Source organism: Cryobacterium tagatosivorans, assembly GCF_004402215.1.
Classification (GTDB): domain Bacteria; phylum Actinomycetota; class Actinomycetes; order Actinomycetales; family Microbacteriaceae; genus Cryobacterium; species Cryobacterium tagatosivorans.
Genome location: NZ_SOEZ01000043.1, coordinates 40,565 through 56,639 on the forward strand (window position 1 = coordinate 40,565; position 16,075 = coordinate 56,639).

Here is a 16,075-nt window from a genome sequence, read left to right on the forward strand (position 1 = left end):
GTTCGGTGGAAGCGGGTTCGGTGGAAGCGGGTTCGGTGGAAGCGGGTTCGGTGGAAGCGGGTTCGGTGGAAGCGGGTTCGGTGGAANTTCGGTGGAAGCGGGTTCGGTGGAAGCGGGTTCGGTGGAAGCGGGTTCGGTGGAACCTGAGGGGGCCGTCGGCGCTGGATCAACCATGGCGCCAGCCTAGCCGCCGACCCGGCGGCGAGGGCCTGCGGTCACCCGCATCGCCCGGGCGGCGAGGGAAGTCCCCGGGGCAGCGAGGCAGGCCGTGGCGTGCCACCATGGACGCCGGCGGGCGACGGACGCGAAAGGGGAGAGATGCGGATCCGGGTCCAGGACGATGCACCTCGCACCTCAGCCGCACCACCGCGCGCGGCGCCGGGACACGGCGTCCGCACGGCCGCGCTCCTCGGACTGCTCGGCTTCGTCGTTTCCTTCGCGGGGTCGTGGCAGCCGTCGTTCTGGGGAGACGAGGCGGCGAGCGTCATGTCGGCGCAGCGGCCCCTGCCGTCGCTGTTCCGGATGCTCGGCAACGTCGACGCCGTGCACGGCGGGTATTACCTGTTCCTGCACTACTGGATCGAACTCTTCGGCGCCTCGGAGCTCTCCGTACGGCTGCCGAGCGCCATCGCCGTCGGCGCGGCGACCGCGGGGACCTTCGTCCTCGCCCGGACCCTGCTCGGCGACCGCGTGGCCCTCATCGCGGCGCTGATCTTCGCCATCCTGCCACGTGTGACGTACCTGGGCGCGGAGGCGCGATCCTACGCGCTGGCCACGGCCGCCGCCGTTTGGTCGACCGTACTCCTCGTGCGCGCACTCCGGCCGGACACCTCTCCCACCGCGCCCCCGGGCACGGCGCCCCCGGGCACGGCGCCACGGGCATCCGTGTGGGCCGGGTATGCCGCGCTCCTCGGCGTCGGCATCATCCTGTTCGCCGACGTCATCCTCATCCTCCCGGCGCACGCGCTCGCCATGCTGCTGCTCCCCGGGACGCTCGCCCTCCGGAGACGGTCGCTGGCGCCGTGGTGCCTGGCGACGGCAGCCGCGCTGGTGATGGCCGCGCCCGTGCTCCTCTGGGGGTTCGGCCAGCGCGAGCAGATTTCCTTCATCCAGCGGCGCCCGCTTCCCGGGCTCCGCGAGACCGCCGTGGTCCAGTGGTTCGGCATCGTGCCGCTGGCGATCCTCGCCTGCGCGCTCATTCTCCTGGCAGTGATCAGTGTGTTCGCCGCGCGTCGCGAGAGCGCCGCTTCCCGCCCGAACGGGGCCGCGCTCGCCGTGCTGCTCGCCTGGCTGCTCGTTCCGACGATCGTGCTGGTCGCCGCCACCTACCTCGGCGCCTCGCTCTACTCCGCCCGCTACCTCTCGTTCGCCACCCCGGCGGTCGCCATCGCGATGGCCCTCGGCGTCGCGAGCCTGCGGGCGCGGTGGCTGCAGGCGTCGTGGCTGCAGGCGTCGGTGGTTCTGCTCGCCGTCACCCTGGCCCTGCCGACCTACCTGGCGCAGCGCGGCGAGTTAGCCAAGAACCGGGGCAGCGACTGGCGCCAGGCCTCGGAGTTGCTGCGGGCGGGCGCCCGGCCGGGCGACGCGGTCCTGTTCGACGAGAACGGGCGTCCGTCCCGGAAACCGCGCCTGGCCCTGCACCTGTATCCGGAGGCGTTCCAGGACCTGACGGACGTCCGGCTGGCCCGGCCCTACGAGTCCACCGACGGGCTGTGGGATGCGACAGTGCCGCTCGCGGCCGCCACCGACCGGCTCGCGGGCGCGAGCCGCGTCTGGCTCCTGCTCCGGGTGGGCGGCGCCGAGAGCCGGGGCAGCAGCAGCATCCCGGCCCTGGAGCGGCTGGGCTTCCGCGTCGCCGAGTCGACGACCCTCCGCCGAACCGTCGTCATCGAAATGACAAGATAGCCTCATGCCGCACACGCTCGTCATCATCCCGACGTACAACGAACGCGAGAATATCGAGCCGATCGTCACCCGCGTGCTGGCGGCCGTTCCCGGTGCCGACATCCTGATCGTCGACGACGCGTCGCCGGATGGCACCGGCGTCCTCGCTGACGCCCTCTCGGCCCGGCACACGAACGTGCACGTGCTGCACCGCCTCGCAAAAAACGGCCTCGGCGCCGCCTATCTCGAGGCCTTCACCTGGGGCCTCTCCCGTGGCTACCACCGACTGGTGCAGATGGATGCCGACGGCTCGCACCGTCCGGAACAGCTGCCGGGCCTGCTCGCCGCAGCCGACACGGCGGACGTCGTGATGGGTTCGCGCTGGGTCCCCGGCGGCGCGGTGCGCAACTGGCCGTGGCACCGCCTCGCCCTCTCGCGCGCCGGCTCGTCGTACTCGCGCATCCTGCTCAACCTGCCGCAGCGCGACGTGACCGGCGGCTTCCGGGTCTACTCGGCGAGCGCCCTCGAGCGAATGCAGCTTTCTCGCGTCGACAGCCTCGGATACTGCTTCCAAATCGACATGCTGCTGCACGCCGTGCGCGCCGGGCTGCGCGTCGTCGAAGTGCCCATCACGTTCATCGAGCGCACCCACGGCAGGTCGAAGATGAGCGGCGGGATCGTGCTCGAGGCGATGGCCCGGGTGACCCTCTGGGGCCTCAGCGGACGGGGAATCCGCCGGCCGCGCGCGACGGCGCCGGCATCCTCCTCCCGCACGGGCTAGCCGTCCGGGCACGTCTTCCCGCGCCGACGCTGGGAGTTTGCGTAACGGTTTGGGAGTTATGGTCATTGTGACTATATGATGGGTGTTGCAGTTAGAGTCACTTTGACCTTTACCTAGTGGATGTCCCCCCATGACCTCGAAGAACCAGTCCACGCTCGCCGTGTCGACGGTGATCTTCGCGCTGCGCCCTGACGAGGCATCCGGACTGATGACGCTGTGGCTGCCGCTCGTGCGCCGCATCCGGGAACCGCACCTCGGCCAGTGGGCACTGCCGGGCGGCTGGCTCCCCGGCGACGAGGAACTGGCGGCGGCGGCGTCTCGGACCCTGCGGGAGACGACGGGCCTGGCCCCGAAGTACCTCGAGCAGCTGTACACCTTCGGCGACCTGGGCCGCTCTCCCGGCAACCGCGTCGTATCGGTCGTCTACTGGGCGCTCGTGCAGTCCGACGAGGCCGCGCTGGCGGCCGTCGGCGAGAACGTGCAGTGGTTCCCCGCCGACCGACTGCCCGAGCTCGCCTTCGACCACAACCGGATCGTCGACTACGCGCTCTGGCGCCTGCGCACGAAGGTCGAATACTCCCGCATCGCGCACGCCTTCCTCGGCGAGACCTTCACCCTCGCCCAGTTGCGCGACGTGCACGAGGCCGTGCTGCAGAAGCCCCTCGACCCGGCGAACTTCCGCCGCACGGTCGAGGCATCCGGCACCGTCGTCGACACCGGCCAGCACCTCGCCGGCGCCCGCCATCGCCCCCCGCGCCTGTACCGCTACAACGATTCCAGCCGCCTCGCCGATCAGGGGCCGCTCGGCCCCTCCATCGGCTGACAACACGCCCCGACCCGCCGACCACGACACCCAGCCAGACACCCGACCACGACACCCGACCAGACACCAAGGACCAACGCCATGAACATTGCATCGGTTGACCGGACCATCCAGCTCATCACCACGGGCGAGGCGGCCGGCAGCACCTGCAGCCCCGATCTCGCCACCGCCCCGTGGGAGTTCGACGCCGGCACGCCCGGCTACGGCCCCGGGTCCTCGATGGGCGACGTCATCCCGACCGGATCGCCGCGCCAGGGCGAACTGCCGGAGCGGTACCGCACGGCGTCCACGGAGGAGCTGCGCGCGCGCATCCGTTCCGCCAAGGACACTCTCGGCGACCGGGTGCTCGTGCTCGGGCATTTCTACCAGCGCGACGAGGTGCTGCAGCACGCCGACTTCGTGGGCGACTCGTTCCAGCTCGCGCAGGCGGCCAGGAGCCACCCGGAGGCCGAGGCGATTGTGTTCTGCGGCGTGCACTTCATGGCGGAGACGGCCGACCTGCTCTCCGGCGACGACCAGGCCGTCATCCTGCCGAACCTGGCCGCCGGCTGCTCGATGGCCGACATGGCCGACATCGACTCGGTCACCGAGTGCTGGGAGCAGCTCGAGGAGTTGTACGGCACCGAGCCGGATGCCGACGGCCGCGTCCCGGTGATCCCGGTCACCTACATGAACTCCTCCGCGGCGCTCAAGGGCTTCTGCGGCGAGCACGGCGGCATCGTCTGCACCTCCTCGAACGCCGAGACGGTGCTGGAGTGGGCCTTCGAGCGCGGCCAGCGCGTGCTGTTCTTCCCCGACCAGCACCTCGGCCGCAACACCGCCAAGGCGATGGGCGTGCCGCTCGAGCGGATGCCGATGTGGAACCCGCGCAAGCCCCTCGGCGGCAGCACGGCCGAGGAGCTCGACTCCGCCCGGGTCATCCTCTGGCACGGCTTCTGCAGCGTGCACAAGCGCTTCACGGTCGACCAGATCGCCACGGCCCGGGTGGAGCACCCCGGTGTGCGCGTGATCGTGCACCCGGAGTGCCCGATGCCCGTCGTCGACGCGGCCGACGAGTACGGCTCGACCGACTACATCCGCAAGGCGATCGCGGCCGCGCCGGCCGGCTCGACCTTCGCGATCGGCACCGAGATCAACCTGGTGCAGCGGCTCGCCGCCCAGCACCCGGAGCACACGATCTTCTGCCTCGACCCGGTCGTCTGCCCCTGCTCGACCATGTACCGGATCCACTCGGGCTACCTCGCGTGGGTGCTCGAGGCGCTCGTCGGCTCGGCGGAACGGCCCGCCGAGATCCTCAACCGCATCACCGTTGCGGACGACGTCGCCGGTCACGCCCTCGTCGCCCTCGAGCGGATGCTCGCCGCCAGGCCGCCCGCCGCGGCGGGCGAGCCTGCCCCGGTGGTCGAGCCTGCCCCGGTGGTCGAGCCCGTCGAGACCCCGACCGCCGCCCGGGCCGAGGCCTGACCATGGCATCCGTGCTCGTGGTCGGCAGCGGCCTCGCCGGCCTCACCGCCGCCGTGCGCGCGACCGACGCGGGCCACGACGTCACCCTGGTGACCAAGGCCGCGCTACCCGAAGGCAACACCCGCCACGCCCAGGGCGGGATCGCGGCGGCCCTGTTCCCCGACGACTCCGTCGACACGCACATCCTCGACACGCTCCGCGCGGGGGCGGGGCTCTGCGACCCGGCTGCCGTGCGCGTGCTCTGCGCCGAGGGGCCGGCGCGCGTGCGCGACCTGATCCGCTTCGGCGTCGACTTCGACAGCGACGACTCAGGCCTCACCAGGGGCCTCGAGGCCGCCCACTCGCGCTCGCGCGTGCTGCACGCCGGCGGCGACGCCACCGGCGCCGCGATCGAAGCCGCCCTCGTGGCGACCGTGCGGACGCGGGCTGATGCCCGCCCGGCCGGAACACCGAGGACTGCCGGGATCGGCACGCTGCGGATCCTCGAACACACGATGCTCACCGACCTCGTCGTGCTGGACGGACGTGTCGTGGGCGCGACCGTGGTCGGGGCCGGTCTCGACAAGCTCGATCAGCGGGGGCTCGACCACACGGAGACGGGTCTCGACAGGCTCGACCACCGGGTCCTGGATGCCGACGCGGTGATCCTCGCCACCGGCGGCGCGGGCTCCCTCTACCGGCACACCACGAACCCGTCCATCGCCACGGGCGACGGGGTCGCCGCGGCCTGGCGGGCCGGGGCATCCGTTGCCGACCTCGAGTTCTACCAGTTCCACCCCACCGCGCTGGCGATCCCCGGGACGCCGCTCGTCTCCGAAGCCGTCCGCGGCGAGGGCGCCGTGCTGCGGAACGCCCAGGGCGAACGCTTCCTGCTCGGCGTGCACCCCGATGCCGAACTCGGCCCGCGCGACGTCGTTGCCCGCGCCATCGCCCGCGAAATGGCCGGCCAGGGCGGCGAACCGGTGCTGCTGGATGCGACCGGACTCGGCCGCGAGCTGCTGGAATCTCGCTTCCCCACGATCACCGCGGCCTGCCTTGCGGCCGGCCTCGACTGGGCGCTCGAGCCGATCCCGGTGGCCCCGGCTGCGCACTACTGGATGGGCGGCATCGTCACCGATATCTGGGGACGCAGTTCGCTCCCCGGCCTGTACGCGGTCGGCGAGGCCGCGCGCACCGGCGCCCACGGGGCCAACCGGCTGGCCTCGAACTCCCTGCTCGAAGCCGCGGTCTTCGCCGACCGTGCCGTGCGCGCGCTCTCCCTCCCGGAGCCCCTTGCGCCCGCCTCCTCTTCCGAATTCGACGGGGATTTTGCTCGACACGCCGCCCTGGCGGTGCCGCGCTCCGGCGTGTCCGCGGAAATGTCCGTGGAATTCGACGGGGGTTCGACGTCCGGAGGCCCGAACGGCGGGTTCTCGCGGGAGGCCCTGCAGGGGCTGATGTGGGAGTCGGCCGGTGTACTGCGCAGCGGGGAGGGACTCGCCGCTGCCGCGGTGACCCTGGCCGGCTGGGCCAGGCCCGAAACCGGTCCCGGCGCCTCGGTGCGAGCGCACGAAGACGCCAACCTGCTCGACCTCGCGCGGATCACCGTGCAGGCCGCCCTCGCCCGCGAGGAGTCCCGGGGCGCCCACCACCGCGCCGACTTCCCCTCCGTTCGCGCCGAGCTCGCCTACCCGCTGGCCTGGGCGCTCGGGGGCGACCGGGCGACCGGCACACACCTGCCGCGCCGCGCCGACCCGGCACCACGCGCGGTCCTCGCACACGTCCCCCAGGCCGAGGAGGCCATCGCATGCTGACCAGTCACGCCATCGACACCGTTGTGCGCGCCGCGCTCGATGAGGACGCCCCGTGGGGCGACCTCACCTCCGAGGCCCTCATCCCCGCCGACGCGCTCGCGACCGCGCAGCTGGTCGCCCGCGAGCCCGGGGTGTTCAGCGGCGAAGCCGTGTTCGAGGCCGCGTTCCGGCTCACCGACCCGCGCATCCTCGTGCACCGCGTCGCCGCGGACGGCGCCAGGTTCGAGGCGGGCGAGGTGCTCGCCGAGGCGTCCGGCCCGGCCCGCGGCATCCTGCAGGCCGAACGGATCGGCCTGAACTTCGTGCAGCGGATGAGCGGGATCGCCACCCTCACCGCCCGGTACGTTGCCGAAACCGAGGGCACCCGCGCCCGCATCGTCGACACCCGCAAGACCACGCCGGGGCTGCGCGCCCTCGAGCGCCAGGCGGTTCGCGACGGCGGCGGCCGGAACCACCGCTTCAGTCTGTCCGACGCCGTGATGGCCAAGGACAATCATCTGGCCGTGCTCGCCGCCGGCGGTCTAGGCCTCACCGAGGCGCTTCGGCAGGTTCGCGACCGGCTTTCGCACACCACGCACTTCGAAGTGGAGGTGGACCGGATCGACCAGATCGAGCCGGTGCTCGCCGCCGGGATCGACACGATCATGCTCGACAACTTCACCCCGGACCTGCTCCGCGAAGGCGTCGCGATCATCGCCGGACGCGCGATCGTGGAGGCGAGCGGCGGAGTGTCCCTGGAGACCGTCCGAGCGATCGCCGAGACCGGCGTAGACGTGATCTCGGTGGGCGCCCTCACCCACAGTGTGCGCTCGCTCGACCTCGGCCTCGACATCGTCATCCTCACCGAGGGCTGACCGGCCCGGCCATGATCTACCTCGACAACGCCGCGACCACCCCGGTGCGCCGGGAGGTGCTCGAAGCCCTCTGGCAGCACCTGGCCGGCGGTTTCGGCAACCCCTCGAGCCACCACCGGGTGGGCGAGGCGGCCGCCCGGGCCTTGGCGGATGCGCGGCGCACGGTCGCGCGCCTGCTCGGCTGCCGCCCGGGCGAGCTCACCTTCACCAGCGGCGGCACCGAAGCGGCCAACCTCGCGGTCAAGGGCATCGCTCTGGGCGCGCCCCGCGGCCGGCACCTCATCACCACTCCGATCGAGCACGAGGCCGTTCTCGAATCCGTCGATTTCCTCCGCCGGCTGCACGACTTCGAGGTCACGATGCTGGCAACGGATGCCGCCGGCCTCGTCGACCCGGACGAACTGCGCCTCGCCCTCCGCGCGGACACCACCCTCGTCTCCGTGCAATACGCCAACAACGAGGTCGGCACCGTGCAGCCCGTCACGGCGCTCGCCCAGGTCGCCCACGACGTCGGCGCGCCCTTCCACACCGACGCGGTCCAGGCGGCCGGCTGGCTCCCGCTGGACGTCGGCAGCCTCGGCGTCGACGCGCTCGGCATCTCCGGGCACAAGATCGGCGCGCCGCAGGGCATCGGCGCCCTCTACGTGCGCGGCCGGTTGCCGATCGAACCGGTCCTGCACGGTGGCGGCCAGGAGCGCGGCCGGCGCAGCGGCACCGAGAACGTTGCCGGGGCGGTCGCGCTGGCCACGGCGCTCCGGCTCGCCGAGCAGGAGCGCGAGGAGGCGGCCCGGCGCACGACCAGCCTCCGGGATGAGTTCATCGCCGCCGTGCTCCGCGACACCCCCGGCGCCCGGCTGACCGGCCACCCCAGCCGGCGCTTGCCCGGAAACGCGTCGTTCGTGTTCCCGGGCACGAGCGGCGAGGCCGTGCTGCTCGAACTCGAACAGCGCGGCATCGTCTGCTCCAGCGGGTCGGCCTGCGCAGCGGGCAGCGACGAGCCTTCCCACGTGCTCACCGCGCTCGGCTTCCCGGCCGAGGTCGCCCAGACCGCGGTGCGGTTCACCCTCGCGGCGACGACGACGGCCGAGGAGCTGGCGGAGGCCGCGGCATCCGTGCACGCCGCCGTGGACGCGGTCCGGAGCCTCGGCGCCCGCTAAACGCGGCCGGGAGTGCCCGGTGATCGAGCTCGTCGAGTTCCCTGGCGCGAGGCGCGGGTCGTGCGCCCGCGCAGGTCAAATCTGTTGCTCGTCGGCCGGACGACTACAGCCAGACCGGTGCTTCCTTCAGTTCCTCCGCGCTCGAGGTGACCCCGTCGGTGCTTCGGCCCGTCGCCCACGCGGCCAGGTCGGCCAACGACCCCGACACGACCTCCGCGTCCGCGGCCAGGTCACCGAAAACGGGCTGTGACCCGTCCGTGGCGACCAGCCGGATGCCGGCGCCGTCGTCGCGGTCCTTCCAGGTGTCCGTGATGTCAGTGAGGATGTGTTCGAGGACGTCGGCGGGGATGTCGTCGAAGGATGCTCCGTCGTCGAGGTCGACGGCGTGGATCCAGACCTCGCGGGTGCGCATCCAGACGGTCTCCGTGGCCGGCACCAGGCGCCCCGACGAGGTCTTGACCTGCTTGGTCCAGTTCTTCTCCGGCATCCCCCGCCAGGCGCGCTCGAGCTCGGCGGCCGAGTGCTCGAACAGTCGACGCAGTTCCTTGGCGCTGAGGGCGGCCCCGTGGGCGATTTCGCTGTCGCGCGCGTCGGGCGACTCGTACATGCGCGTCTCCACACCGGTGGTCGCCCAGTCGACCAGTCGGGCAATCGCCAGGGCGTTGTAGCCGACGTGCGCCACGACGTGGCGGCGGGTCCAGCCCGGGAGCAGCGAGTCGCCGTCCAGGTCGGTGTCGTAGAGCTCGGCGAGCGCCTCGGCGAAGTGCTCGGTGCCGCGCCTGACCATCACCAGCCGCTCATCGAGGTCCATGGCGGAATGGTGCTTCTTCATGAGTTCTCCTGACAACGCTGTTACGAGGACCTGACGAATACTGTTCGAAATACTGTGCGAGCCCCCACGCTACGCGACCGGCGGGGCGCCGTCGGACCGCGGGCGTGAATTGACACCCGGTGCCACCACCCCTAGCCTGCCAGAGGCGCCTGCCCCCGTTCGGGGGCGGCGGCGCCGAGAGCATCCACCCACGGCATCCGCCACGCAAACCGACGCAGCACTCAACGAAGAGGTTCCGGCCGCATGACATCCGTCGTTCAGGAAACCACATCCGAAAAAGGGCTGGCGCGCGTCGCCCAGACTCTGGCCCGCTGGACGGAGAAGTGGTTCCCGGACGCGTACGTGTTCGCCCTCGCCGGCGTCTTCATCGTCGCCCTCGCGGCGCTGGTCAACGGTTCGTCACCCCAGACCATCGTCGACTCCTTCGGCAACGGCTTCTGGGACTTGACCGCCTTCACCCTGCAAATGTCGATGGTTGTCCTGACCGGGTACGTGGTCGCCACCTCCCCTCCGGTGGCGCGGCTGATCAACCGACTGGCCGCCGTGCCGCAGAGTGCGGCAAGCGCGGTGAGCTTCGTCGCCTTCCTGTCGATGTCGGTCTCGTTCCTCAACTGGGGGCTCAGCCTCGTCTTCGGCGGGCTGCTGGCCCGAGCCATCGCACGCCGGGTCGACCTGCGCGTCGACTACCGGGCGCTCGGAGCCGCCGCGTTCATGGGGCTCGGCGCCGTGTGGGCCCTCGGCATGTCGTCCTCGGCCGCGCAGCTGCAGGCCACCGAAGCCTCGTTGCCGCCCGCGCTGCTCAAGATCACCGGGATCCTGGACTTCGGCACCACGATCTTCACCTGGCAGTCGCTGGTCATGTGCGCCATCATCATCGCGCTGACCGTGGTCATCGCCCACTTCTCGGCGCCGCGCGGCGACGCGATCAAGACGGCCTTCGAACTCGGCGTCGACCTGGACGACTCGCCCGTCCCGGCGGCGCCCCGCTCGCGCCCCGGCGAGTGGCTGGAGTACAGCCGCATCCTGCCGATCCTGGCTGCCCTGATGACCCTGGGCTGGCTCGTCTCGCAGTTCCTCACCAAACCACTTCTCTCCGTCGTCAGCAACCTCAACGGCTACCTGCTCATCTTCCTGATGCTCGGACTGCTCCTGCACGGCACCCCGCGCAACTTCCTCCAGGCTGTGACCAAGGCGGTTCCCGCGACCGCGGGCATCCTCGTGCAGTTCCCGCTCTACGCCGCCATGGCGGCGATCCTCACCGGCGCCGTCGGCAACGGCGGGCTGACCGTGTCGCAGCACCTCGCCGAGTTCTTCACGAGCGTGGGCAGCGGCGGCGGGTTCGCCGTCGTCGTCGCGATCTACACGGTCATCCTGGGCATCTTCGTGCCCTCCGGCGGCGGGAAGTGGCTGGTCGAGGCCCCGTACGTGATGCAGGCGGCAACGGATGTCCACATGAACCTCGGCTGGACGGTGCAGATCTACAACGTGGCCGAGGCGCTGCCCAACCTGATCAACCCGTTCTTCATGCTGCCGCTCCTGGCCGTGCTCGGCCTCAAGGCGCGCGACCTGGTGGGCTTCACCTTCCTGCAGTTCATGTTCCACCTGCCGGTGGTGCTGCTGCTCGTGTGGCTGCTCGGACTGACGTTCAACTTCGTGGCGCCGGTGATTCCGTAGGTCAGGCGCCCGCGAACGCGTCGCGCTGGTCTCGCTGAGTTGCGGAAAAAGTACCTTCAATTTCGAAATGAAGGTACTTTCTCCGCAGCTCAACCCCGTGCGCGCTGAGCCGCGCGCGTCAGACGCCCTCGACCGCCGGCAGGCGTCCGGAACGGACCGCCTCGGCGAAGGCCTCGTAGTCCCGTTCGTTCTGATAGGCGTAGCGCCGGGAGAAGTCGGTGATCGACCGGTCGAACTTGTCGCCCTTGCCTAGGTAGGCGGCGATCGCGACCGGGTCTCCGGACCTGGCATGCGCCCGGGCGAGCGTCCAGCCGCACTGGCGCGCGTAGAACGTCATGCCGAACGGTTTCATGGCCTCCACGATCGGCGAGCCCTTCATGTCGCGCAGCTGCCGCCAGTAGAAGTGCCGGTCTCCCTGGACGCCCCTGGTCCAGCCGAGGAAGATGTCGCTGGAGGCCTGCATCATGCGCTGCCCCTGCACGACTCGCTCGCCGGGCTGCCGGTAGCGGCTCTTCGGCAGGTGGTCCTCGAGCACGGATGCCGTGGCCTCCTTGACCTGCAGGAAGAGCGGATCCTGCTGATCGCGCCCCATGAGCAGGGCGATGAACGCCCGGGTGCCGACGCTTCCGACACCGACGACCTTGCGCGCCACGTCGACGAGCTCGAAGCGCTCGAGCAGGTCGCGGCGGTCGGCTTGCAGGGTGGCCCGGTAGGCCCGCAGCTGTTCGTGGAGCGTGTGCTGGGTTTCCTCGGCCGACATGCCGTACGTTTCGGCGAGTTCCCGGGCGGGGACGACGATCGGCGGCTGGCTGACGATCCGGTAGCTCCCCTCGGCGTGCTCGGCGAGCCTGGACAGTGCCTGCAGGCTGTCGCGGGTGCGCGCCTTCGCGGCGATGATCTGTGCGCCCTTCCGGGCGCGCCTCGCCCCTTGCCCGGCCTTGCCCTTGAGGGTGCCCACGGCCAGGTCGATGGCCGACATCAGCTCCTTCTCGGGCAGGCGGGCGTACCAGATGTCCAGGGTGCCCATCCGCGCGAAGTCGGCCATCGCCTCGCGGTAGGCCCGCACCGCGGCGCGGGTCACGCCGCGCGCCTCTGACCTGCGGAAACCGTTGTTCCGTGCCGCGATCGTGAAACTCGCGGCCAGGCGCTTCACGTCGTACTCGAACGGCCCCGGAAGCGTCTCGTCGAAGTCATTGAGGTCGAACACGAGTGTGCGCTCGGGTGAGGCGAACACGCCGAAGTTGGACAGGTGGGCGTCACCGCACAGCTGGACGATCAGCCCGGCCCGCGGCGTGTCCTTCAGGTCGGCGGCCATAATCTTGGCCGCGCCCCGGTAGAAGGTGAACGGCGAGACGAGCATCCGTCCGTGGCGCACGGGAACGAGGTCCGGCTCCCGGGTGAGGTTCTGCTCCTCGAGCAGCGCGACCGGGTCGGCGCGGTCGCCGGCCGGAGTCCAGCCCGCATGGCTGGAGACAGGTGTGGTCTCCCGCAAGCCCTTCCCTGCGGCCTTGCGTTGCTCGACGGTCTGGTGCTCCACTTTGCGTGCAACCATGATGTCTGCGCCCTTTCTGGGGGGCCCGGATGGTCCTTGGGCCTGCTAAGACGGGAGTGTACTTCCGTGCGTGCCTTCTGGGGGGAATGAGTGTGCTGACATCTCACCGTGTGAATCGAGGATGGCGCCCCGTGGCGGTCCTGGTCGCCGCGTTGGTCGCGTTCCCGCTGGCCGGATGCGCCTCGGGCTCCCCCACGTCGATGCCCAACCGGACGTCGACCACGACAGTCACTCCCACGCCCACGGCCGATCCGGTGGCCAGCGCGCCCGCCCAGGTGTTCGGCGGCGACTGCGACGCGGTCCTGACCTCGGCGGAGGCCGGGGACGCGTTCGGAACGTCGATGTCGATGTGGGTCAGGACCGCCGGCGTCCCGAGAGCCACGCCGCAGGACTTCGCGGTCAGTCAGCTCGGTGGTCTCGAATGCAGCTGGGTTGCGGATAACCAGGAGACGAGGGCCGAGCTCCATGTCTTTGTCTTGCCCGCAACGTTCATGGAGCCGACGGACACCACCGTCCCCTATTGCTACGGGACTGATTCCGGCACTGAGGGGACCGGATCCTGCAGCTTCAACGTCGATGGCTCGGGATTCTGGCTTTCCGGAGTTGCGTACACACCGCTCGGCACGACGAACGATGACGCCCTCGCGGCGATCGAGACGTTGAGGGCGCAGCTCACCCTGAACGCAGCCGCAGCTCCCTTGTTTGTGGCGGCGTCCGCCGCTCCGGGTTCCTGGACGGACAAGGCACGAGCGCACTGCATGGCGCAGCTGACCCCGGAGGAAATCCGCACCGGCGACATCGGCGCCTGTGCCTGCGAGACGGTGGCGAACAGCGAGCACGTCGCTGCCGCCCTGGCCGACACCGGAATCACAGTCGCTTCCGGCAATGCCCCCGGCGAGTTACCGCACGGCTTCTACCGGGCGCTGGGCGCAGCGGGCACCCTCGGCTGCCTGTGGTCGGAGGATGCACCGACCGGGCGGGAATTCGAATTCGGAACGGACATCCTTCCCGGGGGCGCATGGGTGCAAACGCAGCTGGCTGCGCTTCCCGGTGTCACAGAGGTGAGCATCGAGGGCGTCGACCGCGCGTTACTCTCCAGTTCAGCTCCAGGTCTTGCGCCCGGCCACGGCCTGGACATCTTCGACGGCCCCAACTGGCTGCACCTGTCAATGACATCCGTGTGGGGACCCGAATCGTACGGCCCCCTTGCGGCCGCGCTGGTCGCGGCCCTCAACGACGCCCGCTGACGGGCATTCGCCTCAGGGATCAGGGGGTAACGATGTTGAAGTTCGGGTCTCCCGGAGACAGGACGGACAGCACGGACAGGAACGCGTCCTCGGCGCCGGTGATGGTCAGGCCCGCCTTCCGGGCGCCCTCCAGCGACCCTCCCACGAGTGCGGGAAGGCCCGCCCTCGTCAGCCGGATCGTGGCATCCGCGTCGTCGGCGGCATCGCGTTTGCGATATACGAGGACCCCGTTGGCCAGGGTGACCCGGTAGTTTTCTCCGCTGTCGGTGAACGTCCAATCCAGCGCCACCCGGATGTCCCAGGCGCGCGGTCCGTCGATCTGGAGAGCGAGGGCGTCGAAGAACTGCTCGACCGTCAGCTGGGCCAGCAGGTCGGCGGAGGTGGCAGCGACCGGCGTGCCGAAGCTGCCCGACCGCAGTTCGGTCGCGCCGGAGAGGAAGAAGTTGCGCCAGGTCCCGTTCTCGGATCCGTAGCCCAGCTGCTCGAGCGTGTCTGCGAGCTGGGAACGCGCCGCCTCGTTGCCGGGGTCCGCGAAGACGGCGTGATCGAGCAGGGTCGCGGCCCAGCGGTAGTCGCCCTCCGCGGAGCTCGATTGGGCCAGCGCGATGACGGACTCGATTCCGCCCATCGCCGAGACATAACGCGTGGCGGCCGCCGACGGGGTGTGCTGCCACAGTCGCGCGGGATTGCCGTCGAACCATCCCATGTAGCGCTGGTAGATGGCCTTCACGTTGTGGCTGACCGAGCCGTAGTAGCCGTGCGTGTGCCAGGCCCGCTCGAGTGCCGGCGGAAGCCGAAGACCCTCCGCGATCTCGGCGCCGGTCTGGCCCTGGTTGAGCATCCGCAGTGTCTGGTCGTGCAGGTAGCCGTACAGGTCACGCTGGACGGACAGGTACTCGTGGATGCGGTCCCCGCCCCAGGTCGGCCAGTGGTGGGAGGCGAAGACGACATCGGACCGGTCGCCGAAGGTGTCGATCGCCTCGGTGAGGTACCGGGACCAGACGTGCGCGTCGCGCACCAGCGCCCCGCGGAGGGTGAGCAGGTTGTGCAGGGTGTGGGTGGCGTTCTCGGCCATGCACAGCGCCCGGAACCGGGGAAAGTAGAAGTGCATCTCCGCCGGTGCTTCCGTGCCCGGAGCCAGCTGGAACTCGATCTCGAGTCCGTCGATGGTGTGGGTCTCGCCCGTTCGCGTGATCTCCAGGGTCGGAACGATCAGGGCCACTTCGCCGGTCGAGGTGGTCTGGCCGAGCCCGGCGCCCACCTGGCCGCGCGGTCCGCGTTCGAGCGCGGCCCCGTACATGTATGCCGCCCGGCGGGTCATCGCGGTGCCCGCGTACACGTTCTCGGACACCGCGTGGCCGACGAAGCCCTCCGGTGCGATCACCGGGACGGCCCCGGAATCGACGTCTGCCTGGGAGACGATTCCCCTCACTCCGCCGAAGTGGTCGACGTGGCTGTGGGTGTAGATGACGGCCTTCACCGTTCGGTCGCCCCGGTGGCGGCGGTAGAGCGTCCAGGCCGCGGCGGCCGTTTCGCGGGAGATCAGGGGGTCGATCACGATCACGCCGGTGTCCCCCTCGACGAAGGTGACCGTTGACAGGTCGAATCCCCGCACCTGGTAGATGCCCTCGACGACTTCGAACAGTCCGTGGATGCGGTTCAAGCGGGACTGCCGCCACAGGCTCGGGTGCACCGTGTCGGGGGCGTCACCCTCGAGGAAGTCGTAGCTGTCCCCGTCCCACACCACCTCGCCGGCGGCGTTGCGCACGATCGCGGGCGACAGGGTTCCGAGGAAGCCGCGTTTCGCGTCCCCGAAATCGCGTTCATCGCCGAACGGCATCGAAGTGAGGGCGTCGCCGTTGTTCCCGGCGACAAACGAGCTGGCGGCCGATTTGCCCATTGATTTCTCCCGGTTGCTCTGCCCGGCCAACCTGAGCCAGGTCACTTGCGGGCAGCGTATCCCGGTTTCCCTGAGGCAGCGGGCGGGCGGATGCGGGACCGGTTCTCTGCTCGG

At 70.6% G+C, this 16,075-nt stretch carries 12 protein-coding genes; 9 read left to right on the forward strand and 3 right to left on the reverse strand.

Features of this window, described 5'->3' with window-relative positions; genetic code table 11:
* Positions 1–318: 318 nt before the first annotated feature.
* The 7 genes from E3O23_RS08810 (at position 319) to E3O23_RS08840 (ending at position 8,756) form a co-directional block, all read left to right on the forward strand.
* Positions 319–1,905, forward strand: a complete 1,587-nt coding sequence (locus tag E3O23_RS08810) for a glycosyltransferase family 39 protein (protein WP_134490171.1) — start codon at positions 319–321, stop codon at positions 1,903–1,905.
* Between the two features lie 4 nt (positions 1,906–1,909).
* Positions 1,910–2,665: a polyprenol monophosphomannose synthase gene (locus E3O23_RS08815; protein ID WP_134490173.1), complete on the forward strand. Its 756-nt coding sequence runs from the start codon at positions 1,910–1,912 to the stop codon at positions 2,663–2,665.
* A 130-nt stretch (positions 2,666–2,795) separates the two neighbouring features.
* Positions 2,796–3,488, forward strand: a complete 693-nt coding sequence (locus tag E3O23_RS08820; protein WP_134490175.1) for an NUDIX hydrolase — start codon at positions 2,796–2,798, stop codon at positions 3,486–3,488.
* Positions 3,489–3,569: 81 nt separating this feature from the next.
* Positions 3,570–4,952 carry a quinolinate synthase NadA gene (nadA, locus tag E3O23_RS08825; protein ID WP_134490177.1) on the forward strand — a complete coding sequence of 461 codons (1,383 nt, stop codon included), beginning with the start codon at positions 3,570–3,572 and terminating at the stop codon, positions 4,950–4,952.
* 2 nt (positions 4,953–4,954) lie between these two features.
* Positions 4,955–6,745, forward strand: coding sequence for an L-aspartate oxidase (locus E3O23_RS08830; protein WP_134490179.1), 1,791 nt, complete (start codon positions 4,955–4,957; stop codon positions 6,743–6,745).
* Complete coding sequence (gene nadC, locus E3O23_RS08835; RefSeq protein WP_134490181.1) at positions 6,739–7,599, forward strand: carboxylating nicotinate-nucleotide diphosphorylase; 861 nt, start codon at positions 6,739–6,741, stop codon at positions 7,597–7,599. Before E3O23_RS08830 ends, nadC begins: the two co-directional genes overlap by 7 nt.
* A gap of 11 nt (positions 7,600–7,610) precedes the next feature.
* Entirely contained in the window at positions 7,611–8,756 is a 1,146-nt protein-coding gene (locus tag E3O23_RS08840; RefSeq protein ID WP_134490183.1) for a cysteine desulfurase family protein, read from the forward strand.
* Between the two features lie 103 nt (positions 8,757–8,859).
* Here E3O23_RS08840 and E3O23_RS08845 read toward each other — a convergent pair whose 3' ends face one another.
* A complete protein-coding gene (locus tag E3O23_RS08845) occupies positions 8,860–9,588 on the reverse strand; it encodes a maleylpyruvate isomerase family mycothiol-dependent enzyme (protein ID WP_134490185.1) in 729 nt (242 codons plus the stop codon).
* A gap of 243 nt (positions 9,589–9,831) precedes the next feature.
* Here E3O23_RS08845 and E3O23_RS08850 point away from each other — a divergent pair, with 243 nt between their 5' ends.
* A complete protein-coding gene (locus E3O23_RS08850; protein ID WP_134490187.1) occupies positions 9,832–11,262 on the forward strand; it encodes a short-chain fatty acid transporter in 1,431 nt (476 codons plus the stop codon).
* A 118-nt stretch (positions 11,263–11,380) separates the two neighbouring features.
* On the opposite strand, the gene E3O23_RS08855 is transcribed toward E3O23_RS08850, so the two are convergent.
* Entirely contained in the window at positions 11,381–12,814 is a 1,434-nt protein-coding gene (locus E3O23_RS08855; protein ID WP_134490189.1) for a DUF2252 domain-containing protein, read from the reverse strand.
* A 131-nt stretch (positions 12,815–12,945) separates the two neighbouring features.
* Here E3O23_RS08855 and E3O23_RS08860 point away from each other — a divergent pair, with 131 nt between their 5' ends.
* Positions 12,946–14,061 (forward strand): hypothetical protein, encoded by a 1,116-nt coding sequence (locus E3O23_RS08860; protein WP_134490191.1) that lies wholly within the window; start codon positions 12,946–12,948, stop codon positions 14,059–14,061.
* A gap of 19 nt (positions 14,062–14,080) precedes the next feature.
* Here E3O23_RS08860 and E3O23_RS08865 read toward each other — a convergent pair whose 3' ends face one another.
* Positions 14,081–15,961 (reverse strand): alkyl/aryl-sulfatase, encoded by a 1,881-nt coding sequence (locus tag E3O23_RS08865; protein ID WP_134490235.1) that lies wholly within the window; start codon positions 15,959–15,961, stop codon positions 14,081–14,083.
* Positions 15,962–16,075: the final 114 nt, after the last annotated feature.